25 protein-coding genes are annotated in these 26,387 nt (G+C 67.2%); 24 read left to right on the top strand and 1 reads right to left on the bottom strand.

Annotated elements, in window-relative coordinates; all coding sequences use genetic code 11:
- The first annotated feature begins 55 nt into the window (after positions 1 to 55).
- The 7 genes from BLO63_RS05975 to BLO63_RS05945 are packed head-to-tail and all read left to right on the top strand — an operon-like array spanning position 56 to position 7,142.
- Positions 56 to 895, top strand: coding sequence for an ABC transporter permease (locus BLO63_RS05975; RefSeq protein ID WP_091437719.1), 840 nt, complete (start codon positions 56 to 58; stop codon positions 893 to 895).
- A complete protein-coding gene (locus tag BLO63_RS05970; protein WP_091437716.1) occupies positions 892 to 1,704 on the top strand; it encodes an ABC transporter permease in 813 nt (270 codons plus the stop codon). Before BLO63_RS05975 ends, BLO63_RS05970 begins: the two co-directional genes overlap by 4 nt.
- Position 1,705: 1 nt before the next feature.
- Entirely contained in the window at positions 1,706 to 2,704 is a 999-nt protein-coding gene (locus BLO63_RS05965) for a fatty acid desaturase (protein ID WP_091437715.1), read from the top strand.
- A gap of 3 nt (positions 2,705 to 2,707) precedes the next feature.
- Positions 2,708 to 3,565 (top strand): sugar phosphate isomerase/epimerase family protein, encoded by an 858-nt coding sequence (locus BLO63_RS05960; protein WP_091437712.1) that lies wholly within the window; start codon positions 2,708 to 2,710, stop codon positions 3,563 to 3,565.
- Positions 3,566 to 3,577: 12 nt separating this feature from the next.
- Positions 3,578 to 4,339 (top strand): class II aldolase/adducin family protein, encoded by a 762-nt coding sequence (locus tag BLO63_RS05955; RefSeq protein WP_091437710.1) that lies wholly within the window; start codon positions 3,578 to 3,580, stop codon positions 4,337 to 4,339.
- A gap of 45 nt (positions 4,340 to 4,384) precedes the next feature.
- A complete protein-coding gene (locus BLO63_RS05950) occupies positions 4,385 to 5,470 on the top strand; it encodes an aromatic ring-hydroxylating oxygenase subunit alpha (protein ID WP_091437707.1) in 1,086 nt (361 codons plus the stop codon).
- Between the two features lie 46 nt (positions 5,471 to 5,516).
- Complete coding sequence (locus BLO63_RS05945) at positions 5,517 to 7,142, top strand: phytoene desaturase family protein (RefSeq protein ID WP_091437705.1); 1,626 nt, start codon at positions 5,517 to 5,519, stop codon at positions 7,140 to 7,142.
- A 30-nt stretch (positions 7,143 to 7,172) separates the two neighbouring features.
- Here BLO63_RS05945 and BLO63_RS05940 read toward each other — a convergent pair whose 3' ends face one another.
- Positions 7,173 to 7,838 carry a GntR family transcriptional regulator gene (locus BLO63_RS05940; RefSeq protein WP_091437703.1) on the bottom strand — a complete coding sequence of 222 codons (666 nt, stop codon included), beginning with the start codon at positions 7,836 to 7,838 and terminating at the stop codon, positions 7,173 to 7,175.
- Between the two features lie 159 nt (positions 7,839 to 7,997).
- Here BLO63_RS05940 and BLO63_RS05935 point away from each other — a divergent pair, with 159 nt between their 5' ends.
- The 17 genes from BLO63_RS05935 (at position 7,998) to BLO63_RS05855 (ending at position 26,386) form a co-directional block, all read left to right on the top strand.
- On the top strand, positions 7,998 to 9,365 hold the full coding sequence (locus BLO63_RS05935; RefSeq protein ID WP_091437700.1) for a malonyl-CoA decarboxylase: 1,368 nt from the start codon (positions 7,998 to 8,000) through the stop codon (positions 9,363 to 9,365).
- Between the two features lie 8 nt (positions 9,366 to 9,373).
- Entirely contained in the window at positions 9,374 to 10,897 is a 1,524-nt protein-coding gene (locus tag BLO63_RS05930) for a malonate--CoA ligase (protein WP_091437697.1), read from the top strand.
- 126 nt (positions 10,898 to 11,023) lie between these two features.
- The gene (locus BLO63_RS05925; RefSeq protein ID WP_091437694.1) at positions 11,024 to 12,046 is read left to right on the top strand and encodes a TRAP transporter substrate-binding protein; all 1,023 of its coding nucleotides are present in this window, start codon (positions 11,024 to 11,026) and stop codon (positions 12,044 to 12,046) included.
- Positions 12,047 to 12,178: 132 nt separating this feature from the next.
- Entirely contained in the window at positions 12,179 to 12,685 is a 507-nt protein-coding gene (locus BLO63_RS05920) for a TRAP transporter small permease subunit (RefSeq protein ID WP_091437691.1), read from the top strand.
- Positions 12,685 to 14,004 (top strand): TRAP transporter large permease, encoded by a 1,320-nt coding sequence (locus BLO63_RS05915; protein ID WP_205409270.1) that lies wholly within the window; start codon positions 12,685 to 12,687, stop codon positions 14,002 to 14,004. Before BLO63_RS05920 ends, BLO63_RS05915 begins: the two co-directional genes overlap by 1 nt.
- A gap of 176 nt (positions 14,005 to 14,180) precedes the next feature.
- Positions 14,181 to 14,681: a sigma-70 family RNA polymerase sigma factor gene (locus BLO63_RS05910; protein ID WP_091437685.1), complete on the top strand. Its 501-nt coding sequence runs from the start codon at positions 14,181 to 14,183 to the stop codon at positions 14,679 to 14,681.
- A gap of 122 nt (positions 14,682 to 14,803) precedes the next feature.
- Entirely contained in the window at positions 14,804 to 15,766 is a 963-nt protein-coding gene (locus BLO63_RS05905) for a FecR family protein (protein WP_091437683.1), read from the top strand.
- Between the two features lie 99 nt (positions 15,767 to 15,865).
- On the top strand, positions 15,866 to 18,205 hold the full coding sequence (locus tag BLO63_RS05900) for a TonB-dependent receptor (RefSeq protein ID WP_091437680.1): 2,340 nt from the start codon (positions 15,866 to 15,868) through the stop codon (positions 18,203 to 18,205).
- Positions 18,206 to 18,212: 7 nt separating this feature from the next.
- Complete coding sequence (locus BLO63_RS05895) at positions 18,213 to 19,352, top strand: TroA family protein (protein ID WP_091437678.1); 1,140 nt, start codon at positions 18,213 to 18,215, stop codon at positions 19,350 to 19,352.
- Between the two features lie 82 nt (positions 19,353 to 19,434).
- Positions 19,435 to 19,839 (top strand): ArsR/SmtB family transcription factor, encoded by a 405-nt coding sequence (locus tag BLO63_RS05890; RefSeq protein WP_091437675.1) that lies wholly within the window; start codon positions 19,435 to 19,437, stop codon positions 19,837 to 19,839.
- Entirely contained in the window at positions 19,829 to 20,266 is a 438-nt protein-coding gene (gene arsC, locus BLO63_RS05885) for an arsenate reductase (glutaredoxin) (protein WP_091437673.1), read from the top strand. Before BLO63_RS05890 ends, arsC begins: the two co-directional genes overlap by 11 nt.
- A gap of 17 nt (positions 20,267 to 20,283) precedes the next feature.
- Positions 20,284 to 21,363 (top strand): ACR3 family arsenite efflux transporter, encoded by a 1,080-nt coding sequence (arsB, locus tag BLO63_RS05880; protein WP_091437670.1) that lies wholly within the window; start codon positions 20,284 to 20,286, stop codon positions 21,361 to 21,363.
- 89 nt (positions 21,364 to 21,452) lie between these two features.
- The gene (locus BLO63_RS05875) at positions 21,453 to 21,770 is read left to right on the top strand and encodes an ArsR/SmtB family transcription factor (protein WP_091437669.1); all 318 of its coding nucleotides are present in this window, start codon (positions 21,453 to 21,455) and stop codon (positions 21,768 to 21,770) included.
- Between the two features lie 41 nt (positions 21,771 to 21,811).
- Positions 21,812 to 23,158, top strand: coding sequence for an NAD(P)-binding domain-containing protein (locus tag BLO63_RS05870; RefSeq protein ID WP_091437666.1), 1,347 nt, complete (start codon positions 21,812 to 21,814; stop codon positions 23,156 to 23,158).
- Positions 23,155 to 24,411, top strand: coding sequence for an MFS transporter (locus BLO63_RS05865; RefSeq protein WP_091438754.1), 1,257 nt, complete (start codon positions 23,155 to 23,157; stop codon positions 24,409 to 24,411). The genes BLO63_RS05870 and BLO63_RS05865 overlap by 4 nt, the downstream gene beginning before the upstream one ends.
- On the top strand, positions 24,411 to 25,163 hold the full coding sequence (gene arsH, locus BLO63_RS05860) for an arsenical resistance protein ArsH (protein ID WP_091437663.1): 753 nt from the start codon (positions 24,411 to 24,413) through the stop codon (positions 25,161 to 25,163). The genes BLO63_RS05865 and arsH overlap by 1 nt, the downstream gene beginning before the upstream one ends.
- A 179-nt stretch (positions 25,164 to 25,342) precedes the next feature.
- Positions 25,343 to 26,386: an ArsJ-associated glyceraldehyde-3-phosphate dehydrogenase gene (locus tag BLO63_RS05855; protein WP_091437661.1), complete on the top strand. Its 1,044-nt coding sequence runs from the start codon at positions 25,343 to 25,345 to the stop codon at positions 26,384 to 26,386.
- Position 26,387: the final 1 nt, after the last annotated feature.

The raw sequence follows: 26,387 nt of genomic DNA, 5'->3' as shown, positions 1-26,387 counted from the left end.
CCGCGCGCCCTTCCGCGCCGCGCGCGGAGGGGCTGCTCCATCGACGGATCAAACCATGCGCAGTTCCTCGGCATTCTGGCCCGCACTCGCCCTGACGGCACCTCTGGTGCTGTTCCTGGCGTTTGCCTATGCCCTGCCGTTCCTCGGCGTGGCGCTGTGGAGCGTCACGCTGCCGGAGCCGGGCCTGGGCCAGTATGAGCGGCTGGTCGGCGATCCGCTGGTGCAGTCGGTGTTCCTGCGCACCTTCCGCATCTGCCTCATCGTGACGGTCATCGCGGTCGCCTGCGCCTATGCGGTCACCTATGTCTGGGTGCGCGGCTCCCGGCTGCAGCGCCGCCTGATCGAGATCTGCATCTTCGTACCGTTCTGGATCTCGCTGCTGACGCGCGCTTTCGGCTGGCTCGCCCTGCTGTCGACGCGCGGCATCGTCAATGCGTCGCTGCAGGCGCTCGGTCTCACCGACGGGCCGCTGGCGCTGGTACGTAACGAGCCGAGCGTGATCGCCGGCATGGTGCATGTGCTCATCCCCTTCGCGGTGCTGCCGCTCGCCTCGGCGATGCGGACGGTGGACGAGCGGATGCTGCTCGCCGCGCGCGGCATGGGCGCCTCGCGCCTGCGCATCTTCTGGTCGGTGTTCCTGCCGCTGACGCTGCCCGGCGTGATCGGGGCGACGCTGATCGTCTTCGTGTTCAGCCTCGGCTTCTTCGTCACCCCGGCCATTCTTGGCGGCGGGCGGTCGATCATGGTGGCCGAGCTGGTGTATCTGCGCATGTTCCAGAGCCCCGACTGGGGGCTGGGCGCGGCGATCAGCGTGGCGCTGGTCGTCATCGTCGCGGCGCTGATGGGCCTGCTCGCGCGCTTCGCCCGGCTCGGCCTGACGGGGGGCGGGCGATGAGGATCCAGCGCCCCGGCCCCGTCGCGGTCGTGCTCGCCCTTCTGGTGGGGGTGTTCCTGCTGCTGCCGCTGCTGGCGGTGGTGCCGATCTCGTTCACGCCCGGCCGGCTGCTGACGCTGCCCAAGGGCAGCCTTTCGCTGACCCATTACCGCACGCTGTTCGAAAACCCGGACTGGCTGCGCAGCATCCTGCTGAGTGCCCGCATCGGCCTGTTCACCAGCGTCCTCTCGACCACGCTGGCGACCAGCTTCGCGCTCGGCATCTGGATGCTGCAGCCGCGCTTTTCCCAGCTTCTGGTCGGCTTCGTGCTGCTGCCGATGATCGTGCCGCCGGTGGTCTCGGCGATGACGCTGTATTTCCTGCTGACCGGCATGTCGCAGATGTCCCATTCCATCGGCTTCGACAGCGTCATCGGCGTGACCCTCGCCCACACGGTGATGACCGTGCCCTTCGCGGTGGTGATGGTGCTGGTGGCGCTGGCGCAGGTGGACCGGCGCATCGACCTCGCCGCGCGCGGCATGGGCGCGAGCGTCGCCCAGCGCATCTTCCACGTCATCCTGCCCAACATCGCCTTCGGCGTCGCGACGGCGGCGCTGCTGGTGTTCGTCCTGTCCTGGGAGGAGATCGGCGTGACGCTGTTCATCACCAGCGTCGACGCGATCACCCTGCCGCGCCTGATGTGGATGGGTCTTCGCGACAATGTCGATCCGGCGATCGCTGCCATTTCGGTGGTGCTGATCGTCGTCACCCTGCTGGTCCTGCTGGCCCGCATGGCGTTCCAGCGCCGCCCGGAATTCGAGGAGGAATGAGATGGACGAGGTATTCGGCCGCAAGGACATGATCAGTCCGTCCCGGCTCAAGGAACTGAGCCTCAAGTCGGATGTCTCGGGCTTCATCCAGCTCGGCAGCCATCTCGGTGCGCTCGCCGTCACCGGCGCGGCGCTCTGGTTCAGCTGGGGCAGCTGGTGGATGGTGCCGGCGTTCATCGCGCACGGCATGCTGATCAACTTCCTCTATGCCGGCCAGCACGAGATGAGCCATTCGACGGTCTTCAAGACCAAGGGCCTCAACGAGTTTTTCGGCCGCCTGTTCGGCTTCGTGCTAATCTATCCCCGCGATTTCGACCAGATCCAGCACTTCGCCCATCACCGCTACACCCAGGACTGGGAAGGCGACGGTGAACTGGGCCGCGAGCGCTACTCGATGCTGTCCTATCTGCTCTGGGTGCTGGGCCCGACCTATTGGTACACCCGCATCCGCCGCGTCATCCGTTTTTCGCTCGGCATCGTCAGCGAGCACTACATTCCCGCCGACCAGCACCCGAGGGTGATCCGCGAAGCGCGCTGGCATATGGCCGGCTACGCGCTGATCGCCGTCCTTTCCGTGGCGACGGGCAGCTGGATCGCGGTCAAGCTCTGGCTGCTGCCGATGCTGGTCATGAAGCCGGTGCACCAGCTGCAGAACACCATCGAGCATCTCGGCCTGCCGCATATCGACCAGATCACCGAGAACACCCGCACGACGCGCACCAACGCGATCATGCGCTGGATGTGCTGGAACATGCAGTTCCACACCGCCCATCACGCCTTCCCCGGCGTGCCGTTCCACCGGCTGCCGGACCTGCATCGCACCATCTTCGTGGAGAAGGGCCGCAAGCCGCATTCCATGACCTATCTCGGCTTCCAGCTGGCGGTGATCAGGGCGTTCTGGAACGGGCGCACCGAGGCCGACTATCCCGACGACAAGATCTGGATCATGGACGACACCGACCTGGAGCCGGTCGGGCCTCGCACCGCGAAGCAGGCCTGACCCATGCCGCTCAAGGTCTACCAGTCGCTCTGGGCCACCGAACGGCGCCGCCCCGGCACGCCGGAGCGGCCGGTGGCCGAGCGCTTCGACGCGGTGAAGGCGGCCGGCTTCGACGGCATGGCAATCGATCTCGGCGCCATGGACATCGACGCGGCGCGTGAAACGGTGCCGGAATTCGCCCGCACCGGGCTTGGCGGGCTGCTGACGGCCTTCCCGCGCTCGATCGAGGAACTGCGCCCGGCGCTGCACCTCGCCAAGGAGATCGGCGCGCCCTTCGTCATCGTCATCGGTCAGGTGATGCCGCTCTCGGTGGCGGAGATGGTGCCCGTCATCGAGGCGTGGATGCGGATCGGGCGGGAGGAGGGCGTGCCGCTTCAGTTCGAGACCCACCGCAACTGCATCACCAACGACATGTTCGCGACGCTGCTGCTGCTCGACGCCATCCCCGAGCTGCGGCTCGCCGCCGACCTGTCGCACTATGTCGTCGACCGCGAGATGATGCTGCCGATCAGCACCGCGTATCAGGCGCAGGTGGGCCGGCTGCTGGAGCGCTCGGACAGCTTCCAGGGCCGGGTGGCCAATCGCTGCCAGGTGCAGCTGCCGCTGCATTTCCCCCAGCACCAGCCCTGGGTCGCCGTGTTCCGCGACTGGTGGCGGCGTGGGTTCACCTCATGGCAGGCGCGACACGGCACTGACGCCGACTGCCTGTTTCTGTGCGAGCTCGGGCCCCGCGACTACGCCATCACCGATGCGCAGGGCGAGGAATTGTCGGACCGCGCGGAGGAAGCCCTGCACCTGCGCCAATGGGCGCTTGAGGACTGGGACGCCGCCGCTGCGCGCCCCGTTGCCGAACCGAACTGAGGAAAAGCCATCATGGCCGTTGCCAGCCTGAGCCCCGATATGAGCGCCGCCGAATGGCAGCAGCGGGTCGACCTCGCCGCCTGCTACCGGCTGCTCGCGCATTACCGGATGACCGACCTCATCTACACCCATTGCACCGTGCGGGTGCCCGGCGAGCCGGGGCGGTTTCTCATCAACCCCTACGGGCATCGCTGGGAGGAGATCACCGCCTCCTCGCTGGTGAAGATCGATGTCGACGGCAACAAGGTCGGCGACAGTCCGCACCGGGTGAATCCGGCCGGCTTCACCATCCACTCCGCCGTGCACATGGCCCGGCACGACGCCGCCTGCGTCATCCACACCCATACCCGTGCCGGCATGGCGGTGGCCTCGCTGAAGGAAGGGCTGCTGCCGCTCAACCAGATCGCGCTGCAGTTCTATGGCCGGCTGGGCCTGCATGACTATGAGGGCATCGCGCTCGACCTCGACGAGCGCGCGCGCATCATCGCCGACCTCGGCACGCATTGCGGGCTGCTGCTGCGCAATCACGGCCTGCTCACCGTCGGGCGCAGCGTCGCCGAGGCGTTCAACCTGATGTTCTATCTGGAGCGCGCCTGCGAGGTGCAGGTGGCGACGCTTTCCATGGGCCGCGAGATCGTGCTGCCACCGCGCGAGGTCTGCGAGAAGGTCGGGGCGCAATACGACCAGATGAATTTCGACGATGGCGACCTTCAGCTCGAATGGGACGCCCATCTGCGCCTGCTCGACGACATCGATCCCTCCTACCGCACCTGAACATTCAAGGGATCAGCAAGATCCGAAAGCCCGGGAGAACCGCACATGAGTGCCGAAACCCACGCCGCCAGCGGTGGCATGTTCGACTGGACGCTGCCGGCCAGCGATTATTGCGATCCCGCTCTCTACCAGCGCGAGCGCAAGGAGATCTTCGCCCGCAGCTGGATGCTGTTCACCTGGTCGGAACGGCTGAAGAACCCGGGCGACTATGTCTCCGGCACGCTGGCGGGCTACCCCGTCTTCGTCATCCGCGACGATGACGGGGTGGTGCGCGCCTTCCACAATGTGTGCCGCCATCGCGGCGCGCAGCTGCTGGAGAAGGAGGAAGGCCATTGCGGCAAGCTGGTGGTCTGCCCCTATCACAGCTGGAGCTTCACCCGTGACGGCGCCCTGAACAAGGCGGTGGATTTCGGCGAGGGCATCGCCTTCGATCCCCAGGCCTGGGGGCTCTATGCCATTGATGCCGAGGAATGGCGCGGCCTCGTGTTTCTGCGCATCGCCCGCGGCGACGAGAGCCTCATCGACTGGCTCGGCCCGATCCATGCCATGGCGGCGGATTATCCGCTGGAGCAGCAGCATTATTTCATGTCGAAGGATCGCGACTGCGCCGTCGACTGGAAGGTCTATGGCGAGAACTATCTCGAATGCTACCACTGCCGGACCATGCATCCGGGCCTGTGCCAGTCGCTGGATATCGACAATTACCGCATCGACACCTATGCGACGGACAAGTTCTTCCACCTGCACGCGCCCAAGCGCGATGGCGGGTTGACGCGGGGCCTCTATTTCTACCGCTTCCCTTTCCTGATGCTGAATCTCTACGACTGGGGCTCCTCCATCGCCACCGTCGAGCCGCTGGGGCCGGGGCGCATCCGCCACATCAACTGGTACTTCTTCAACGACGTCTCGCCGGAGAAGGCGGAGGCGAACCGCCAGTCGGCGGAATGGTCGGCGCAGATCGTGACCGAGGATCTCGACATCATCACCGGCGTCCAGCGCAACCTCGAGGCCGGCATCTACACGCGTGGGCCGCTCTCGCCGAAATACGAATACGCGGTGAAGGCCTTCCAGAACATGTGCCGCGACGGGCTCGCACCGAAGGCCCCGCTGCGGGGTGTCGCCGCCGAATAGTGCGTGCCGCCTTCGGGCCGGGTCCAGTCAGATTGGGGTTGAAGCGATGAGTGCCGACATCACCGTAGGCAAGGTTTACGACGCGATCATCATCGGCGCCGGGCATAACGGGCTCGTCTGCGCGAACTATCTCGCCAAGGCCGGGCAGAAGGTGCTGGTGCTGGAGCGGCGCGACGTCGTTGGCGGCGCGGCGGTGACGGAGGAGATCGCCCCCGGTTTCCGGGCCTCGATTTTCTCCTATCTGATGAGCCTTCTGCACCCGCGCATCATCCGCGAGCTGGAGCTGAAGCGGCATGGGCTCGAAGTGCTGCCCTGCTCGGACATGGTCTCCCCGCTCGACGGCGACAACTACATCCTGTTCTCCGACAACATCGCCAAGTCGCAGGCGAGCTTCGCCCGCTTTTCCCAGCATGATGCCGATATCTATCCCGAATTCGACCGCTATCTGAACGAGGCGGCCAACATCGTGCGCAAGCTGCTGTGGGAGACGCCGGTCGATCCGACCAAGCGCGACTGGCGCACCTTCAAGGACGGCGCCTCGCTGCTGTGGCGCCATCGCAAGATCGGGCGGAAGATGTACCGCATCGTCGATATGCTGACGATGAGCGCCTATGACTTCCTGCGCGAATGGTTCGATGACGACCGCATCATGGCGGTGCTGGCCTATTACGCCTCGATCGGCACCTTCGCCGGGCCGAAAACCCCGGGCTCGGCCTATGTCATCATGCACCACATCATGGGCGAGCATGAGGGCGCCGGCGGCTGGGGCTTCATCAAGGGCGGCATGGGATCGATCACCCAGGCGCTGGCCGCCTCGGCGCGCGAGAAGGGTGTCGACATCGTCACCGGCGCGCCAATCAAGGAAGTGCGCATCCAGAACGGCCGCGCGACGGCGGTCTCGACCGCCACCGGCGAGAGCTATGCGGCGAAGACCATCATCTCCAATGCCGACGCCAAGACGCTCTATCTCAACCTTGTCGGCGAACGGCACCTGCCGGAAGAGGTGGTGCGGGAGATCAAGGGCTACCGGACCTTTTCGACCGCCTTCAAGATGAACATCGCCTGCGAGCGCCCGCCGCAATACCGCATTCTGGACCGGGTGCGGCGCGAGGGGACGCTCGGCAGCTTCGACTACCCGACCTACATGCACATCGCGCCCGATATCGACTATCTGGAGCGCGCCTATGACGAGGCCAAGCATGGGTGGTACTCGTCGCGCCCCTTCATCACCCCCGTGGTGCCGACCATGGTGGACACGACGCTGGCGCCCCCGGGCAAGCATGTGGTCAATCTGTTCGGCGGCCACGCGCCCTATACGCTGAAGGGCGGCGACTGGGCGAACGAGAAGGAGAACTTCCGCAAGACGGTGTTCGACACCATCGAGGAGTACGCCCCCGGCTTCCGCGACGATGTCATCGAGGCGCAGCTGCTGGTCGCGCCTGATATCGAGAACATCGTCAACCTGCCGCAGGGCCACATCTTCCACGGCGAGCTCTCGACCGACCAGCTGTTCTTCCAGCGGCCGGTCTCTGGCTATGCCGATTACCGCACGCCGGTGAAGGGGCTCTATATCTGCGGCTCCTCCATGCATCCCGGCGGCGGCGTCTCCGGCATTCCCGGCTTCAACGCCGCCCGCGAAGTGCTGCGGGACATCAAGGCGCGGCGGAACTGAGCGGCCCGGCGCGTCGCCGCAGCCGGCTGATCAATCGGCCATCTGCGCTTCCTGCTGGAGCGCGGCCAGCAGCGTCATGAATCGTTCGCCCTGCACCAGGACATGGGCGCGGATCCGGTCGGCGGCGCCCGCGCCATCGCCGGCGAGCAGGGCCTCCAGAATGGCCTCGTGCTCGGCAAGAGAGTTGGCAATCCGGCGCGGCACCTTCAGCTGGAGCCGCCGATAGGGTTGCAGGGCGGTCTGCAGCCGTGTCGCCTCGGCCCGCAGCACGCGGTTGCCGGTCGCCGCGTAGATCGCGGCATGGAAATGAGCGTTGGCGGGGTAATAGGCATCGTCGTCGCCGGCGGCGACCGCCTGCTGGCAGGCGACATGCGCCTCCGTAATCGCCGCACGGTCCGCCGGTCCCAGCCGCTGCGCCGCGAGCCGCGCGCAGGAGGCCTCGATCTCCGCCATCAGCTCGAAGGATTCGACCAGTTCGCGCGGGCCGAGCAGCGCCACGAATGCCCCCCGCCGGGGGCGCATCTCGATCAGGCCGGAGGCGGAGAGCTGGATCAGCGCCTCGCGGATCGGCGTGCGCGACACGCGGAAGCGCTCGGCGAGGCCGGCCTCGTCAAGCCGTTGCCCCGGGCGCAGCCGTCCGGCGACGATGTCTTCCTCAAGGGCTTCGCGAAGCCTCGGCGTCTGTTCACCACGCACGGCATACCTCCGCACAGAGAGAGCCATTTTCCCTGCTGCAATGCAAGAGGCGTCATCTTGTATACTTGATGGTTGACTGGAGATGCAAATCCGTCATCATTCCATACAGGGGCCGCGTTCCAACGTGGCCATGGGCAAAATTCCACCATTGGAACGGCCATGGGATCGAACACCTCCTTCGTGGCAGACCTGCTCGCCTCCATCGCCGAGCGTGGCCGCACGCTGCTCGACCGTTCGCACCGGGTGAACGGGGCGACGCGGGTGGAGACGCTGGCCGAGCGTTGCCAGACATTGCTGTCCGGGCGCGGCGAAGCCTCAGGCGTCGCCCTCGCCGCCGACATCCTCGACCGCTACGCCCATATGAAGACCGGCGAGTCGATCGCCTTCTTCGAGGTGCTGGCCGAGAAGTTCGGGCCTGACAGCGAACGCCTCGCCGCCGCGATCGAGGCCTATGGCCGGAATAGCCCGTCGGCCGTCGCCGATCTGCACCGGGCGAGCGAGCCGCGCCGGCAGGAGCTTTTTCGCCGCTTCAACCTCGCGCCGGGCGGCACGCTTTCGCTGGTGCGGATGCGCGAGCAGCTAATGGAGGCGATGGTCCGCCGGCGCGACCTCGCCGAGGTCGACCGCGATTTCGCCCACCTGTTCTCCTCCTGGTTCAATCGCGGCTTTCTGGTGCTCAAGCGCATCGACTGGTCGACCCCGGCCAATGTGCTGGAGAAGATCATCCGCTATGAGGCCGTCCACGCCATCCGTGACTGGGACGACCTGCGCGCGCGGGTCGATTCACCGGACCGGCGCTGCTACGCCTTCTTCCACCCGGCGCTGGTCGACGAGCCGCTGATCTTTGTCGAAGTCGCGCTGATGAAGGAAAGCCCCGGCGCGATCTTCCCCATCCTCGATCCGGCCCGCCCCATTTTGCGGCCGCAGGACGCCACCACGGCGGTGTTCTATTCCATCTCCAACTGCCAGAAGGGCCTTGCCGGGGTTTCCTTCGGCAATTTCCTCATCAAGCAGGTGCTGGACGAAATCGCCCGCGAACTGCCGGCGCTGACCACCTTCGTCACCCTGTCGCCGGTGCCGGGCTTCCGCAAATGGCTGGACGCCGAACGCCGGGCCGACGAGAGCCTCGTCCTCTCCGCCGCCGACCGCAAAGCGCTGGAGGCGCTCGACGCGCCGGACTGGGCGGAGAAGCCTGAGGTGCGCGAGGAACTGGCGGGCGTGCTCGCCCCCATCGCCGCCTATTACTTCCTCGCCGCCCGCACGCCGAAGGGCGCCCCCGTCGATCCGGTCGCCCGCTTTCATCTGGGCAATGGCGCGCGGCTGGAGCGTATCAATCCCATGGGCGATCTTTCGCCCAAGGGCATCGCCCAGGCGGCCGGGCTGATGGTGAACTACCGCTACACGCCCGCCGATATCGAGAAGAACCACGAAGCCTTTGCCGGAAAAGGCGCGATCGTCGCCAGCCCGCAGGTGCGCAAGCTGCTCAAGGTCGATCCCGCCTCCCGTGCCCTCGTTCCCGTCACCTGAAAAGCGTCATGTCCGACAATCATCTGTTCTCCGGCCTCGCATCCGCCGCCCCCTCGCTCGACAAGAAGCTGGCCCTGCTGGCGAACGGTTCGGCCGTCACCTATGGCGAGATGCTGGCGCTCTCCGCCCGGCTCGCCGGCCTGCTGGTGGCACGCGGGGTGAAGCCGGGCGACCGGGTGGCGGTGCAGGTCGAGAAATCCTGGCCCTGCCTCGCCCTCTATCTCGCCACGGTGCGCGCGGGCGCGGTCTACCTCCCGCTCAACACCGGCTACACCCTCAACGAGGTGCGGTATTTTCTCGGTGACGCCGAGCCGGCGCTGTTTGTCTGCCGGCCGGAGATAGAGGCCGAGGCCCGCGCGCTGGCGGGGGAACTCGGCGTGGCCGGTGTCGAGACGCTTGATGGCGAGGGGGCTGGCTCGCTGATGGACGCGGCGGCCGGCTTCCCGTCTGACTTCGACGACGTGCCGCGCGGGCCGGATGATCTTGCCGCCATCCTTTACACCTCAGGCACGACCGGCCGCGCCAAGGGCGCCATGCTCAGCCATGGCAACCTGCTGTCCAATGCGCAGGCGCTGAAAGACTGCTGGCGCTTCACCGAGGCCGACGTGCTGATCCATGCTTTGCCGCTGTTCCACACTCACGGGCTGTTCGTGGCGGTGAACATCGTGCTGCTGAGCGGCGCGTCGATGTTCTTCCGCGCGAAGTTCGACCCGCGCGAGGCGATCGAGCTGATGGGCCGCGCCACCTGCCTGATGGGCGTGCCCACCTTCTACACCCGCCTGCTCGACCAGCCGGGCCTGACGCGCGAGGCGACCGCGCACATGCGCCTGTTCGTCTCCGGCTCGGCTCCGCTGCTGGAGGAGACGCACCGGGCGTTCCGCGAGCGCACCGGCCATGCCATTCTGGAGCGCTATGGCATGACCGAGACCTGCATGAACACCTCGAACCCCTATGAGGGCGAGCGGATCGCCGGCACGGTCGGCATGCCCCTGCCGGGCGTATCGGTCCGGATCACCGATCCCACGACCGGCGCCGAACTCCCCGCCGGCGAGATCGGCATGGTCGAGGTAAAGGGCCCGAACGTGACCAAGGGCTATTGGCGCATGCCGGAGAAAACCGCCAGCGAGTTCCATGACGGGTTCTTCATGACCGGCGATCTCGGCCTTATCGACGCCCGCGGCTATCTCAGCATTGTCGGCCGCGGCAAGGACCTCGTCATCACAGGCGGCTTCAACGTCTACCCCAAGGAAGTCGAAGGCGAGATCGACGCCATTGACGGCGTGGTGGAAAGCGCCGTCATCGGCGTGCCGCATCCCGATTTCGGCGAGGGCGTCACCGCCGTCGTCGTGACGGGCAAGGGGGCTGATCTGACCGAGCAATCCATTCTCCAGGCCCTCGAAGGCCGGCTGGCGAAGTTCAAGCAGCCCAAGCGGGTGTTCTTCGTCGACGAATTGCCGCGCAATACGATGGGCAAGGTGCAGAAGAACATTCTGCGGGACAGCTACAAGGACCTCTACCGCCGGAGCGCCTGAGATCGTTGATCCACTGCGATCACACCGGCTCTGGAAAAAGCGACAAGGTGGCGTACAAGCCGCCCGACGAGACGATACCGAGGAAACGCCAACAGTCCGCCGGAAGGCGGCGACACGGAGGAAACCATGAACGCAACGCGACGTATCGCGCGCGCCTTGATGCTTGGCTGCGCCCTGACCCTGGCCAGCGGCCTCGCCCTTGCCACGTCGACCCTGGCGCAGGACATTACCCTGCGCGCCTCGCACCAGTTCCCGGGCGGCAAGGGCGACCCCCGCGACGAGATGGTGCAGATGATCGCCCGCGACGTCGAGGCGGCCAATGTCGGGCTGAAGATCCAGGTCTTCCCCGGCGCGTCGCTGTTCAAGGCGAACGAGCAGTGGGGCGCCATCACCAAGGGCCAGCTCGACATCACCTCTTTCCCGCTCGACTACGCCTCGGGCCGCGTGCCGCAGTTCTCTGCCACGCTGATGCCCGGCCTGGTGCGCAATTTCGACCGCGCCGACCGCCTCAACGAGTCGCCCTTCATGCAGGAGATCAAGGCGCTGATCGAGAAGAACGGCGCGCTCGTCATCGCCGATGCGTGGCTCTCGGGCGCCTTCGCCTCGAAGAAGGGCTGCATCACCGGGCCCGACAGCATCAAGGGACAGGTGACGCGCGCGGCCGGCCCCGCCTTCGAGCAGATGCTCGCCGCCGCCGGGGCCTCCATCGCCTCGATGCCGTCCTCGGAAATCTATTCCGGCATGCAGACCGGCGTGCTTGACGCCACCAACACTTCCTCGGAGAGCTTCGTCTCCTACCGCCTCTTCGAGCAGGTGAAGTGCCTGACGGCGCCGGGCGAGAACGCGATCTGGTTCATGTATGAGCCGGTGCTGATGTCCAAGCAGTCCTTCGACCGGCTCAACCCGGCGCAGCAGAAGGCGCTTCTCGATGCCGGCAAGAAGGCGCAGGCCTGGTTCGCCACGGAAGTGCGCAAGGGCGACCAGAAGCTGATCGACACCTACAAGAAGGCCGGCGTCGAAGTGGTGGAAATGTCCGCCGCCGATTACGACGCCTGGCTGAAGGTGGCGCAGGAAAGCTCCTACAAGAACTTCGCCGAGAAGGTGAAGGGCGGCGACGAGCTGATCAAGAAGGCTCTGTCCGTCCAGTAGCCTGCTCGTCCCGCGGCCCCGGCCGGGCGCCGCGGGACAAAGGCCTCCGACCTGCGACGGCGCGCCCCCGCGATGAGACGGGGGCGTCGCCCGCGCGCCGTGCCCCCTCCCTTCGACGAACGAAAGCCCCCCATGGTCAGCCTGTTCCTACGAGCGGTCGATCTCCTCTCCAAGGTCGCTGCCCTGCTTGCCGGGCTGTTGCTCATCGCGGCGATGCTGGTGATCTGCGAGATGATCTTCCTGCGCTACGTCTTCCGCGCCCCCACCATCTGGCAGACCGACTTCGTCGTGTTTTCCGCCACGGCCGCCATGTTCCTCGGCGCGCCCTATGTGCTGAAGACCCGCGGCCATGTGGGCGTCGACGTGATCGAGATCGCGCTACCGCCCGCGCCGCGGCGGATTCTCGGCATCATTGGTGCGCTGCTCGGCTTCACCTTCGCGGTGCTGATGACCATCGCCAGCGCGATGTTCTTCCACGACGCCTATGTCAACGAATGGCGCACTTCGACGGTGGCGGCCATCACCTTGTGGATTCCGCTGCTGCCGCTGCCGGTCAGCTTCGCCCTGCTGTCGCTGCAATATGTCGCCGAGCTGATCCGCCGCCTGTGCGGCGCCTATGAAGCCAAGGGTCACGCGTGATGAGCCTTTCCCCCACCTCCTCAGGCGCGCTCATCATCGGCCTGCTGTTCGTTCTGCTCGCCACCGGCATGCCGATCGCGTTCGCGCTCGGCCTCACCGCCATTGGTGGGCTGTTGATGGCGAACGGCATCGGCGTGTTCGAGGTGCTGGCCGAAACCATGTTCGCCGGCATCGCCAACCTCGCCTATGTCTCGATCCCGATGTTCGTGCTGATGGGCGCGGCGGTTGCCGCCACCCCGGCGGGCCGCGACCTCTACGAGGCGCTCGACCGCTGGCTCAACCGGGTGCCGGGCGGGCTGGTGCTGTCCAATATCGGCGCCTGTGCCATCTTCGCCGGCATGACCGGCTCCAGCCCGGCGACCTGCGCCGCCATCGGCAAGATGGGCATCCCGGAGATGCTCAAGCGCGGCTACCCGGCCTCGGTCGCCACCGGCTCGATCTGTGCCGGCGGTACGCTCGGCATACTTATTCCGCCGTCGGTGACGATGATCGTCTACGGCATCGCCACCGAGACCTCGATCGGCCGGCTGTTCCTGGCCGGCGTGATGCCGGGGCTGATGCTCACCGCCATGTTCATGGCCTGGGCGCTCTATGACTGCCGCCGCAAGAACTTCACCTTCGATATTAGCGGCAATCGCTTCAGCTTCGGCCAGAAGCTGGCGGCGCTGCCCAAGGTCACGCCCTTCCTCATCATCATCGTCGGCACGCTCTATGTGCTTTATGGCGGCGTCGCCACCCCGTCCGAGGCGGCCGGCGCGGGCGCCTTCCTGACGCTGGGCGTCGTCATCATCATGTACCGGCTGTTCCAGCCGAAGCCGATCTTCGAGATCTTCTCCTCGACCCTGCGCGAAAGCGTGATGATCATGATGATCATGGCGTCGGCGGAACTGTTCGCCTTCGCTCTGTCGTCGCTGTTCATCACCCAGACCGTCGCCGCCGCCATTGCCGGCCTGGAAGTGAACCGCTGGGTGCTGATGGCGCTGATCAACCTGTTCCTGTTGGTCTCCGGCATGTTCCTGCCGCCGGTCGCCATCATCGTGATGTCGGCGCCGCTGCTCTACCCGATCATCGTGTCCTCGGGCTTCGACCCCTACTGGTTCGCGGTGGTGCTGACCATCAACATGGAGATCGGCCTCATCACCCCGCCGGTCGGGCTCAATCTGTTCGTGGTCAAGGCGATCGCGCCGCAGGTGCCGGCCGGGCAGGTGCTGAGCGGATCGGTGCCCTATGTGGTGCTGATGCTGATGGGCATCGTCATTCTGAGCCTGTTCCCGGAAATCGCCACCTGGCTGCCCACCTATGTGATGGGTCCGCTGTAAGGGCGGTCGGCGCCGGCGTGCCGGCCCGATCCCGTCCGTCCCTGGCGGGCGCGGCCAGTCCCGTGCCGGGCGTGCGCGCCCGCGCACATTGTATTCCTTCTAAATCATTGTTATTGCGTGATAAAACTGATCCCGCTATCCACATGACGATATGACCCTGGGTCAATGTTGTCGGCATGGGACGGAATGACTGGTCGGGCCTCTACGCCACGCATCGCTCGGCGCTGGTCGCCTATGCGACGCCGATCCTTGGCTCGCGCGAGGCGGCCGAGGATGTGGTGCATGACGCCTTCCTCAAATTCCCGCCCGCGACCGAGGAGGCCGAGCGCGGCATCGGCTATCTCTACCGCATCGTCCGCAACCTTGCCTTTGACAGCCTGAAGCGGCGCAGGCTGGAATCCCGCACGCAGGCGGGCGAGCTGCCCGACTGGGCGCAGCCGGCGCCGGAAGCCTCGCCCGAGCGGCATGTCATCGACCGGGACGAGATCCGGCGCGTCGCCCGCCTGATCGACCAGTTGCCGCCCGAGCAGCGCAAGGCGCTGGAAATGTACCGTTTTTCCGGCTGTACGCTTGAGGAGATCGCCGCCCGGCTGGGTATTTCGGTGGCAACAGCCCATCGCCATGTCCGCGCCGCGCTGGCGCGTCTCGCGCAGGAACTCGACCGCGCAGGAGCGTGACAGGCACGAGGGAGATATGAAAACTGCGGCGCAGCAGATCGTCTTCTGCGTGATAAGGGTGCCGCGTCCCCCTGGGACCGGCGAATGGATGGCGATGGCGCGCCTTGACTGAGAAGAGAGCATTGTCGCTCCACGACGTGGCGGCGGACTGGCTGATACGGGTGCGGGAGGCGCCCGGCGATGCCGCGCTTGCGCGATCGCTGGCGCACTGGCTGGACGAGCGTGACGAGCATCGCCGCGCCTACGCCTCCGTCGAGCGTTCCTGGCAGATCATGGCCGAACTGGCGCCCGCTCCTGCCGATCTGCAAGGCCATGATCGGCAAGAAGCCCCGCCTCCCGCCGTCCTTGCCTTCCCGCGTCGCCTGTGGCGCCCGCTGGCGATCAGCGCGGCGCTGGCCGCCGCTCTGGTGGCTTTTCTCGCCGCTCCCGCGCTCGTTCTGCTGATGGAGGCGGACTACCGCACCGGCACGGGTGCCCGTCAGGCCCTCGCCCTCGCTGATGGCAGCCGCATCGAGCTCGGCGCCGACAGCGCGGTGGCGGTGGACATGTCCGGCGCCCGGCGCGTCGTCCGCCTGCTGGCGGGCGAGGCCTTCTTCGATGTGCGCCCCGATCCGGTGCGCCCCTTCGTGGTCGATGCCGGCGGCGTCGATGTCACGGTGCTCGGCACCCGCTTCAATGTGCGGCTCACCTCCACCGATGCCGGCGTCGAGCTGGCGGAGGGGGCGGTGAGCCTGGACTATCCCGGCCATGGGCAGGCCCATGCCCGGCTGGTGCCGGGCCAGAGCGCGTTGGTCGACCTGCGGACGGGCGCGCTCGTCACGGGCGAGATCGCGGTGGATGACATCGCGGTCTGGCGCGAGGGCCGGCTGTTCGTCCAGGACGCGACGATCGCCGCCGTGGTCGAGCAGCTGCAGCGCTACCACCGCGCCTGGATCACCGTGCCGGACGGCGCCCTGGCGCAGCAGCGCGTCACCGGCCTCTATGATCTCACCGATCCCGATCGCGCCCTGCGCGCCCTGGTGGAGCCGCATGGCGGCCGGATGCGGGAAATCTCGCCCTATATGCGGGTTCTCTCGCGCTTCTAGAAGATTTTGCCCGGCGGGATGAAAAACCGTGGCGGCTCGATCGTCTGACACCCGGGATGCGTTTGCTGAACGCACGGAACGATCTGGGGAGTAGACTTGATGAGCGCGCCGATGCGCCCCGCCGACACTGTTGCGGCGCCGTCCACACCGAACCGCCGCGCGCTGCGCCTGATGGCAACGACCGCCTTCATCTGCCTCGCCGGTGTCACGGACGGCCTCGCCCAGACGACGGCGCCGGCCCCCGTCGCCACCAGCGCGGCCCGCCCCTTCAACATTCCCGCCCAGCCGCTCGCCAGCGCGCTGAACGCTTTCGGGCGCCAGTCCGGCCTGCAGGTGACTCTGGCCTCGGCCACCTCGCGCGGCATCACTTCGCGGCCGGTGCAGGGCAGCCTCACGCCGCAGCAGGCGCTCGCCCGCATGCTGGACGGGACCGGCATCGCCTTCCGCATCACCGGGGAAGGCACTGCCGTTGTCGGCCAGAGCGCGCCGGTGGAAGGCCATGCCGGCGCGGTCGAGGGCGAGTTGCTGGACGTCGTCTCGGTCGCCGGCGACGGCATCAGCCGGGGCGGCGTGGCCGAGACGGTCATCGGCCCGCAGGCGCTGGAGCGGCTCAACCCGCAGGACCTCGCCGATGTGTTCCGCGAGCAGCCGGGCATCGAGGTCGGCAGCTCCGTGCCGATGTCGCAGAAGGTCTATGTCCACGGCATCGAGGAGACCAACCTCGCCGTGACCATCGACGGCAGCCGGCAGAACAACAAGGTGTTCCACCACATGGGCACCAACCTGATCGATCCGGGCGTCCTGAAGGCCGTGCGCGTCGATGCGGGCGTCGCCCCCGCCGATGCCGGCCCCGGCGCGCTCGCCGGCACCATCGCTTACGAGACCAAGGACGCGCGGGACTTCCTCGACGCCGACGGCTTCGGCGGCATCGGCAAATATTCCTTCAACTTCAACGGCGATACGTCGCTCGCCAACATCACCGGCTATGCCCGCCAGGGCGGCTTCGAGACTCTGGGCTATTTCAATATCGGCCAGGGCAACGAATTCACCGCCGGCAATGGCGATGTGGTGATGGGCACCAGCACCAACCTCGTCAACGGCATCGGCAAGGTGTCCTACGAGGCGCCCACCGGCGACCGCTTCAGCATCAGCTATGAGAGCGTCAGCGACGACGCCCCGCGCCCCTACCGCGCCAATGGCTCGGACTTTCCCGGCGCGCGGCCATGGGACCCGGAGCTGACGCCCTACGATATCCAGCGCCAGAACACGGTGTTCACCTATACCGACTCCACGCCCGAGGGCTGGTGGGACCCGAAGCTGGTGCTGGCCTACAGCTCGACGGAGATCTCGAAGCTCACCTATCTCAACCCCCGCTCCGGCTTGCCCTCGCCCTATACGACCTCCGGCAAGACCGACAGCTTCAACGGCAAGTTCGAGAACAAGTTCGCCTTCGGCCTCGGCACCGTCATCGCCGGCATCGACTTCTACGACGACACCGCCCAGCTCTACGATCCCTATGACGCCGCCACCGAGAAGGCGACCAATGTCGGCCTCTACGCCCAGGCGCGGCTGGAGCCGTGGGAGCGCACCCGCCTGTCCTTTGGCGGCCGCGCCGACAACCAATGGTTCACCGGCACGACCGGCGAGTCCTGGGACAATGCCGGCCTCAGCGGCAATGTGTCGGGCGAGTACGATGTGATCGAGAACTTCCTGACCGCGCGCGCCGGCTATTCCCATGTCTGGGCCGGCATTCCGCTGGCCGAGAATTTCTACATGAACCCGGCCTGGGACTATGCCGGCGGCGCCGAGCCGGTAACCTCGAACAACGCCATGGCCGGGCTGAAGGCGACCTATCAGGGCTTCACCCTTGAGGGCAGCGTCTTCCGCACCGACATCTACAATGCCCGCGTCGTCACCTACAGCAACGCCCAGTTCGGCGCGATCCGCGCCCGCGACATCGAATCGCGCGGCTTCGAGATCGCCGGCGGCTATGAATGGGAGACCGGCTTCATCAGGGTGAAATATGCCGACATCGACGTCACCATTGACGGCGTGCAGGCCGATTCCGACACCGGCAACTACCTCGCCACCCCGGTCGGGCAGATGATCACCTTCGTCGTCGCCCAGCGCATCCCGCAATGGGGCCTGACCATCGGCGGCAATGTGGAAGTCGCGCTCGAATATGACGACCTTCCCACCGTGGTGCCCGATGGCTGGGGCGACACGCTGACCACGTCGATCCCCGGCTATACCGTCGTCAACATCTATGCGGAGTACCGGCCGGTCACCGCGCCGCACCTGATGCTGCGGCTCGACGTCAACAATCTGTTCGATGAGACCTATGCCAGCCGCGGCACCTATGGCCAGGACATCGCCGATGTCGTGCCGCTCTACCAGCCGGGGCGCTCCTTCATCGTTACCGCCTCGGCGAAGTTCTGACCCGCCGATGACGAGGCGTCGCGCCGGGAAGGTCGCCGCGCTTGCCGCCCTGCTGGCCGCCGGGCTGGTGGCGCTCTGGCCGGCGGTGGCGGCCGCGCGGGAGATCGTGGACCTCGCCGGCCGCGCCGTCACCGTGCCCGACAGGGTGGAACGCCTCATCATTGGCGAGGGCCGCTATATCCCGGCCCTCGCCATTCTCGAACGCGACGACCCTATCGGCCGCGTCGTCGGCATGATGGGCGAGTATGAGCAGGTCGATCCGGCGACCTATGCCCGCTTCCGCACGCGCTTTCCTGCCATCGCCGGGATTCCCCGCTTCGGCCGCGCCTCGGCGGACAGCTTCAGCCTGGAGCGGGCCCTGGCGCTGCGCCCGCAGGTCGCCATCTTCGGCGTCGACGGCCACGGCCCGGGAGCAAGCAATGCGCGGGTGATCGAGGTGCTCGAACAGGCCGGCGTGGCCATCGTCTTCATCGATTTCCGCACCGATCCGCTGGTCAGCACGCCGAGGAGCATCGAGGTGCTTGGCGCCGTGCTGGGGCGGGAGGAGGAGGCGGCGGCATTCATCGCCGAGTGGCGCGCCGCCTATGAGGAGGTGCGCGATCGGCTGGCGCGGCACCGCCCACCGGCGCCGCGCGTCTTCATCGAGAGCCGGGTGGGGCTGATGCCCTGCTGCGAGACGATGGTGCGCGGCATGATGGGCGATTTCGTCACCGCGGCAGGCGGCACAAACCTCGCCGCCGGTGTCATCCCCGCCGATGCCGGCACGGTCAGCCTGGAATATCTGCTGGTCAATCCGCCCGACATCTATGTCGGCACCGCCATAGGCAGCGCGTCGAGCCCGCCCGACAGCCCGTGGATCGCGCTCGGGCCGGATGTCGCGCCCCGGCAGGCAGCCGCCAGCCTCGCCCGCGCCACCGGGCGCGTCGGCATCGCCGAACTGTCAGCGGTGAAATCCGGCCGGGCCTTTGCCGTGTGGCACCATTTCTACAATTCGCCGTTCAATGTCGCGGCGCTGCAGGCCTTCGCCAAATGGCTCCACCCCGAGCTGTTCGCCGATCTCGACCCGGAAGGCCTGCTGCGCCGGCTGCACCAGCGCTTTCAGCCCTTCCCGCTGGAAGGGACCTACTGGACCGCGTTGCCGCCCTAGGTCGCCACGCGACGGTCGAACATCCAAGGCGGCCACGATAACAACGCTTGTGTCGCGTCTACATGTCGGCTATCGTCGACATATGGACACAGATCACGCTCTCTCCGCCTTTGCGGCGCTCGCGCAGCCGACCCGGCTCGACGTGTTCCGGCTGCTTGTCGCCCATGAGCCGCAGGGGCTGGCGGCGGGTGAGATCGCGCGGCGGCTTGATGTGCCGCACAACACGCTCTCCACCCATTTCGGCATTCTCGCCCGCGCCGGGCTGATCGTGGCGGAGCGCCAAAGCCGGCTCATCATCTACCGCGCCCAGCTGGAGGCGGTGCGTCATCTGGCCTCCTTCATCCTGAAGGATTGTTGCGGTGGCAAGCCGGAGATCTGCGCCCCGCTGATCGCCGATCTTCAGCCCTGCTGCTCCGGCGGGACGCAGCCCGCAGACGCCTATGACGCCCAAGGAAACTCCACCAAGGAGGCCTGCGATGTCGCCTGACCGTGCCGACGTCACGATCTATCACAACCCCGCCTGCGGCACCTCGCGCAACGTGCTGGGGCTGATCCTCAATGCCGGTATCGCGCCTGTGATCATCGAGTATCTGAAGACCCCGCCGACCCGCGAGCAACTGGTGGCGCTGATCGCGCGCATGGGCATTCCGGTCAGCGCCCTGCTGCGCGAGAAGGGCACGCCCTATGCCGAGCTCGGCCTCGACGATCCCACGCTCGGCGACGAGGCGCTGCTCGACGCGATGATGGCGCATCCCATCCTCATGAACCGGCCGATCGTCGTCACCCCGCGCGGCGTCAAGCTGTGCCGGCCGTCGGAGAGCGTGCTCGACCTTCTCGACGCCCCCCAGCGCGGCGAATTCCGCAAGGAAGACGGCCAGCTGGTCATTGATGCCCACGGCAACCGCGCCGCCTGAACCGAACCGGAGCCCTCATGTCCCAGACCCTGGCGCTCACGCCCCGGCCCGCGCGGCTGTCCTTTCTCGACCGCTACCTCACCGTGTGGATCTTCGCGGCGATGGCGCTCGGCGTCGTGCTCGGCACGGTGTTCACCGGTCTGCCGGAGGCGCTGAACACGCTCTCGGTCGGCTCCACCAACATCCCCATCGCCATCGGGCTGATCCTGATGATGTACCCCCCGCTCGCCAAGGTGCGCTACGAGGAGCTGCATCGGGTTTTCGCCGACAAGCGGGTGCTGGTGCTCTCGCTGGTGCAGAACTGGCTGATCGGGCCGACGCTGATGTTCGCCCTCGCGGTGATCTTCCTGCGCGACTACCCGGAATACATGACCGGGCTGATCCTCATCGGGCTGGCGCGCTGCATCGCCATGGTGCTGGTGTGGAACCAGCTGGCCAAGGGCGACAACCAGTATGTCGCCGGGCTGGTGGCGTTCAACTCGATCTTCCAGATCCTGTTCTTCTCCACCTATGCCTGGCTGTTCCTCACCGTGCTGCCGCCCTTGTTCGGGCTGGAGGGCAGCGTCGTCGATGTCAGTTTCTGGACCATCACCGAGGCGGTGCTGATCTATCTCGGCATTCCGTTCCTGGCCGGCTTCCTCACCCGCCGCATCCTGATCGCGCGCAAGGGACCGGACTGGTACGCCAACGTGTTCCTGCCCAGGATCAGCCCGATCACGCTCGGCGCGCTTTTGTTCACCATCGTCGCCATGTTCAGCCTCAAGGGCGGCGATCTCGTGCGCCTGCCGATGGACGCGGTGATCATCGCCATCCCGCTGACGATCTATTTCGTCGTCCAGTTCCTCATCAGCTTCGCCATGGGCCGGCTGATCGAGGCGGATTATCCCCGCACCACGGCGATCGCCTTCACCGCCGCCGGCAATAATTTCGAGCTGGCGATCGCAGTGGCCATCGCCGCCTTCGGCCTGGCCTCGCCGGTGGCCTTTGCCGCCGTCATCGGGCCGCTGGTCGAGGTGCCGGTGCTGATCCTGCTCGTGCATGTCGCGCTGCGGCTCGGCAAGAAGTGGTTTCCAGCGACCGCGCCCGGTGGCTCCTAAAGGGCGGCGGGGACGGCGCGACGGGCTTTCTTCGATAAATGTCGAAATAGGGATTGACCGCGCGCCGCACCTGCTCCTAACCTATTTCCATGAATCTCGAACAAGCCTCCCGCCAGCTTGAAGCGCTGGGCAATCCGACCCGATTGCAGATCTACCGGACGCTGGTGCGGGCGGGCCACGCCGGCCTGCCGGTCGGCGGCCTGCAGGAGCGGATCGGCATCGCCGCTTCCACGCTGTCGCATCATCTGAAGCGCCTCGTCGACACCGGGCTGGTGACGCAGGAGCGCCACGCCACCACGCTGATCTGCCGCGCCCATTATCCCGCCATGGACGCGCTGATCGGCTATCTCGCCGACGAATGCTGTGCCGATGCCGCCTGCGTCGCCTCCGAGGCCGCGGCGAGCTGAAATTCTGGGCCTATATTTCCAAGATACCGGAAGGATAGAAAATGGACCCCGCCTCGACGCCCGACCTTCCGGTCGCCATCATCGGCGCCGGGCCCGTCGGGCTGGCCGCCGCCGCCCATGCGGTGCGGCGCGGCCTCACGCCGCTGATCTTCGAGCGTGGCCCTTCGGTGGCGACGGCGCTGCGCAGCTGGGCGCATGTGCGTGTGTTCACGCCGTGGCGATACAATGTGGACGCCGCCGCCCGGGACCTGCTGCTGGAACAGGGCTGGCAGGCGCCCGATCCCGACGCCTTGCCGACGGGTGCCGACATCGTCCGCGACTATCTGGAGCCGCTGGCGCGCCATCCCGCCCTCGCGCCGCATCTGCGCTGCGCGGCCGATGTGCGCGCCATCGCCCGCGCCGGCCTCGACAAACTCACCACCGCCGGCCGGGAGAAGGCCCCGTTCCAGATCATCTGGCGCGATGCCGACGGGGCCGAGCAGCGCACCGAGGTGCGCGCCGTGCTTGATGCCTCCGGCACCTGGGACCAGCCGAACCCGCTTGGCGTCGACGGGCTGCCCGTTCCCGGCGAGCGCGAGGCGCAGGACCTCATCGCCTATGGCATTCCCGACATTCTGGGCCATGCCCGCGCCGACTATGCCGGCCGGCGGGTGCTGGTCGCCGGCAGCGGGCATTCCGCCATCAATGCGGTGCTGGATCTGCTGCGTCTGCAGGAAGACGCGCCGGAGACCCGGATCCTCTGGGCGCTGCGCCGCAACGGGCTGCAGAAGGCGCTGGGCGGCGGTCTCGATGACAAGCTGGCCGAGCGCGGCGCCCTTGGCCTCGCCGCCCGCCAGGCGGTCGAAACGGGCCGGCTTACCGTGCTCTCGCCCTTCGCGACGGAGCGGCTGGAGCGGGCGGGCGAGGCCCTGGCCCTCACCGCGCGGGTGGAGGGCGACCCGCGCCGCCTCACCCTTGACCGCCTGATCATCGCCACCGGCTCGCGGCCCGACCTGTCGCTGTGCCGCGAATTGCGGGCCGCGCTCGATCCGAACGTCGAGGCCCCGCTGGCGCTCGCGCCGCTGATCGACCCCAATCTCCACTCGTGCGGCACCGTGCCGCCGCATGGCGCGGCGGAGCTGGCGCATCCGGAACCCGGCTTCTACATCGTCGGCTCGAAAGCCTATGGGCGGGCGCCGACCTTCCTGATGATGACCGGCTATGAGCAGGTCCGCTCCGTCATCGCCGAGATTGCCGGCGATCACGCGGCGGCGCGGGACGTGCATCTGGTATTGCCCGAAACCGGGGTGTGCAGCACCGCCCCGCGTGAAACCGGCGCCGCCTGTTGCGCGCCTCCCACGCCGGCGATCCCCGCCGCCTCCACGGGCTGCTGTGGAGTGCCGGCGTGAGCGAGAATGTTCTTGTCGCCGGCGCTGGCGAGCATCGCCCGCCCGGCGGGCGCAGCCTGTTCGTCACCGGGCTCGGCATCGGCCAGATCTGCTCCTGGGGCTCGCTCTATTACAGTTTCCCGCTGATCGCCGAGGCGATGGGCCATGAGCTCGGCTGGTCGAAGAGCGCGCTCTATGGCGCGGCGACGCTGGGCCTCGCCTTCGCAGGGCTGGCGGCCTATCCGATCGGCGCCGCCATCGACCGGGGCCATGGCCGGGCGATCATGACCATCGGCTCGGTGCTGGCGGGCCTGCTGCTGGTGCTGTGGTCGCAGGTCGAGAGCCTCGCTTTGTTCTATGTCGCGGTGGCCGGCATCGGCGCGCTGCAAGCGGCGACGCTGTACGATCCCGCCTTCGCCGTCATCGCCCGCCGCTCCGGCCCGTCGCATGCGCGGGCGGGGATCACGGCGCTCACCCTGTGGGGCGGCTTCGCCTCCACCGTGTTCATCCCGCTGGTGCAGCTGCTGCTCGACACGGTGGGCTGGCGCGACGCGCTGCTGGTGCTGGCTTGCATCAACATCCTCGTCTGTGCCGGCTGCTACTGGTCGGTGATCGACCCCGCCGCCGATGCGCCGCCGCACCGCGCCTCCGCGTCAGTGGCGCCGCTCAGCGGCCGGGCGGCGGTGGCGTGGGCGGCGCGCCAGCCGGTGTTCTGGGCGCTGGCGGTGGCCTTCACCGCCTATTCCGCCGCCTTCTCGGCCTTCACCTTCCACCTCTACCCGATGCTGGTGGAGAAGGGGTTCGAGGTTTCCGCCGTGGTCGCCGCCATGACGCTGATCGGCCCGGCGCAGGTGGCGGGGCGCGTCGCCATCTGGGTGTTCGCGCCGCGCGCGCCGGTGCGGCTGATCGGTTCGGTCACGGTGGCGGTGTTCCCGCTGGCGCTGGTGGCGCTCGATGTGCTGCCGCCGAGCTTCCTGCTGATCGCGCTCGTCGCCCTGTTCTATGGCGCGGCCAACGGCATCACCACCATTGTGCGCGGCCTCTCCGTGCCGGAAATGCTCACCCGCGAGGCCTATGGCGCGGTGAACGGGGCGATGTCGGCGCCGAGCACGATTTCGCGCGCAGTGGCCCCGCTGGCGGCGGCGCTGATCTGGTCGATGTCGGGCTCCTATGATGGTGTGCTGCTTGCCATCATCGTCCTGACCCTGCTGCTGGCGTGCGGCTTCTGGCTGGCCGCCTTCCTGTCGCGCCGCGCATCATCCGAGGTTTCTTGATGACCACAGACGATTTCACCGAGGCGCTCGATCTCGCCCATTTCGACCGGCCGGACGCGGACAAGCTGGCGCCCGCCGCGCCGCTGACCCATCCGCCGCGCATCCTGCTGCTCTATGGTTCGCTGCGCGAGCGGTCCTATAGCCGGCTACTGGTCGAGGAGGCGGCGCGCCTGCTCACCGCCATGGGCGCGGAGACGCGTATCTTCGATCCCCGCGACTTGCCCCTGCCGGACGCGGTGCCGGCGGACCATCCCAAGGTGCAGGAACTGCGCAGCCTGTCGGAATGGTCGGAAGGGCAGGTGTGGTGCAGCCCGGAACGGCACGGCACCATAACAGGCGTGTTCAAGAGCCAGATCGACTGGCTGCCGCTGGAATATCGCGGCATCCGCCCGACCCAGGGCCGCACGCTGGCGGTGATGCAGGTGAGCGGTGGCTCGCAATCCTTCAATGCGGTGAACACGCTGCGCGTGCTCGGCCGCTGGATGCGGATGATCACCATTCCCAACCAGTCCTCGGTGGCCAAAGCGTTCGAGGAATTCGACGCCGCCGGGCGGATGAAGCCGTCGCCCTATTATGACCGGGTGGTCGACGTGATGGAGGAACTGATGAAGTTCACGCTGCTCACCCGCGAGCGCCGGGACTATTTCACCAGCCGCTACAGCGAGCGCCGCGAGGCCGCGCTCAAGGCGGCGGTGGCAGCGGAGGGGGATCTCTCCACCATCGCCATGACCGGCGCGGCCCCGACACGCTGAGGCAAGGTTCGTCGATTGCGTCGATGCGTCTCGAAATAAATGAGAACTGAACGACCGATTTTCAATGCCTTCCGCCGGGAGGTGTCCGAGACTGTCACCAAACTGTCATCTGCGGCTGGTACGGCGCAACAGCCATGGCGCACATGGCGAAAGCGGGCCTGTGCAGAAGGAAACCGGGGATGAAAGTTGGCATCAATGGCATGGGGCGGATCGGGCGCCTCGCCCTGCGCGCGGCGATGGGGGCTGCCGAGCGCCAGGCCAGCGATCCGCGCGCCGGCAACCGGCTCGATATCGTTCATGTCAATGAGCTCAAGGGCGGCGCGGCGGCGACGGCGCATCTTCTGGAATTCGACAGCGTGCAGGGTCGCTGGCGGGCGCCGATCGAGGCCGTCGGCGAGGAGGCCATCACCGTCAATGGCACGCCCATCTCCTTTTCGGCCCATGCCGCCCCGGGCGACATCCCGTGGGGCGATCTCGGCGTCGATGTCGTGCTGGAATGCACCGGCAAGTTCCTGACCCCGGCGGCGCTGCAAGGTCATCTGGACCGTGGCGCCAAGCGCGTCATCGTCGCCGCGCCTGTGAAGGACCCCTCGGTGCTCAATGTCGTCGTCGGCGTCAACGAGCATCTCTATGAGCCGGCAACGCATCCCATCGTCACCGCCGCATCCTGCACCACCAACTGCCTCGCTCCCGTGGTGAAGGTGGTGCATGAGGCGATCGGCATCCGCCACGGCCAGATCACCACCATCCACAACCCCACCAACACCAATGTCGTGGTCGACGCCCCGCACAAGGATCTGCGCCGCGCCCGTTCCGCCATGCTGTCGCTGCAGCCGACCACGACGGGGAGCGCCACCGCCATCGCGCTGATCTATCCCGAGCTGAAGGGCAAGCTGAACGGCCATGCGGTGCGCGCGCCTGTGCTCAATGCCTCGCTCACCGATGCGGTGTTCGAGATGCAACGCCCGACCAGCGTGGAGGAGGTGAACGCGCTGTTCCGCGCCGCCGCCGAGGGCCCGCTCAACGGCATTCTCGGCTATGAGCCGCGCGCGCTGGTGTCCGCCGACTATGCCCGCGACACCCGTTCCTCCATCGTCGACGGCCTCTCGACCATGGTCACCGACGGGACGCTGCTCAAGGTCTATGCCTGGTACGACAATGAGATGGGCTATGCCTGCCGCATGGTCGATCTCGCCTGCCACATGCAGAAGGTCGGGATATGAG

This window comes from Ancylobacter rudongensis, from assembly GCF_900100155.1.
Taxonomy (GTDB): Bacteria; Pseudomonadota; Alphaproteobacteria; order Rhizobiales; family Xanthobacteraceae; genus Ancylobacter; species Ancylobacter rudongensis.
Note: the sequence above shows the minus strand (reverse complement) of the source record. Positions and strands in the feature narration are given on the sequence as shown.

Bases quoted from the DNA above. Each gene is read 5' to 3' on its own strand.
- BLO63_RS05975 (WP_091437719.1), top strand. From the start codon at position 56: ATGCGCAGTTCCTCGGCATTCTGGCCCGCACTCGCCCTGACGGCACCT.
- BLO63_RS05970 (WP_091437716.1), top strand. From the start codon at position 892: ATGAGGATCCAGCGCCCCGGCCCCGTCGCGGTCGTGCTCGCCCTTCTG.
- BLO63_RS05965 (WP_091437715.1), top strand. From the start codon at position 1,706: ATGGACGAGGTATTCGGCCGCAAGGACATGATCAGTCCGTCCCGGCTC.
- BLO63_RS05960 (WP_091437712.1), top strand. From the start codon at position 2,708: ATGCCGCTCAAGGTCTACCAGTCGCTCTGGGCCACCGAACGGCGCCGC.
- BLO63_RS05955 (WP_091437710.1), top strand. From the start codon at position 3,578: ATGGCCGTTGCCAGCCTGAGCCCCGATATGAGCGCCGCCGAATGGCAG.
- BLO63_RS05950 (WP_091437707.1), top strand. From the start codon at position 4,385: ATGAGTGCCGAAACCCACGCCGCCAGCGGTGGCATGTTCGACTGGACG.
- BLO63_RS05945 (WP_091437705.1), top strand. From the start codon at position 5,517: ATGAGTGCCGACATCACCGTAGGCAAGGTTTACGACGCGATCATCATC.
- BLO63_RS05935 (WP_091437700.1), top strand. From the start codon at position 7,998: ATGGGATCGAACACCTCCTTCGTGGCAGACCTGCTCGCCTCCATCGCC.
- BLO63_RS05930 (WP_091437697.1), top strand. From the start codon at position 9,374: ATGTCCGACAATCATCTGTTCTCCGGCCTCGCATCCGCCGCCCCCTCG.
- BLO63_RS05925 (WP_091437694.1), top strand. From the start codon at position 11,024: ATGAACGCAACGCGACGTATCGCGCGCGCCTTGATGCTTGGCTGCGCC.
- BLO63_RS05920 (WP_091437691.1), top strand. From the start codon at position 12,179: ATGGTCAGCCTGTTCCTACGAGCGGTCGATCTCCTCTCCAAGGTCGCT.
- BLO63_RS05915 (WP_205409270.1), top strand. From the start codon at position 12,685: ATGAGCCTTTCCCCCACCTCCTCAGGCGCGCTCATCATCGGCCTGCTG.
- BLO63_RS05910 (WP_091437685.1), top strand. From the start codon at position 14,181: ATGGGACGGAATGACTGGTCGGGCCTCTACGCCACGCATCGCTCGGCG.
- BLO63_RS05900 (WP_091437680.1), top strand. From the start codon at position 15,866: ATGAGCGCGCCGATGCGCCCCGCCGACACTGTTGCGGCGCCGTCCACA.
- BLO63_RS05895 (WP_091437678.1), top strand. From the start codon at position 18,213: ATGACGAGGCGTCGCGCCGGGAAGGTCGCCGCGCTTGCCGCCCTGCTG.
- BLO63_RS05890 (WP_091437675.1), top strand. From the start codon at position 19,435: ATGGACACAGATCACGCTCTCTCCGCCTTTGCGGCGCTCGCGCAGCCG.
- arsC (WP_091437673.1), top strand. From the start codon at position 19,829: ATGTCGCCTGACCGTGCCGACGTCACGATCTATCACAACCCCGCCTGC.
- arsB (WP_091437670.1), top strand. From the start codon at position 20,284: ATGTCCCAGACCCTGGCGCTCACGCCCCGGCCCGCGCGGCTGTCCTTT.
- BLO63_RS05875 (WP_091437669.1), top strand. From the start codon at position 21,453: ATGAATCTCGAACAAGCCTCCCGCCAGCTTGAAGCGCTGGGCAATCCG.
- BLO63_RS05870 (WP_091437666.1), top strand. From the start codon at position 21,812: ATGGACCCCGCCTCGACGCCCGACCTTCCGGTCGCCATCATCGGCGCC.
- arsH (WP_091437663.1), top strand. From the start codon at position 24,411: ATGACCACAGACGATTTCACCGAGGCGCTCGATCTCGCCCATTTCGAC.
- BLO63_RS05855 (WP_091437661.1), top strand. From the start codon at position 25,343: ATGAAAGTTGGCATCAATGGCATGGGGCGGATCGGGCGCCTCGCCCTG.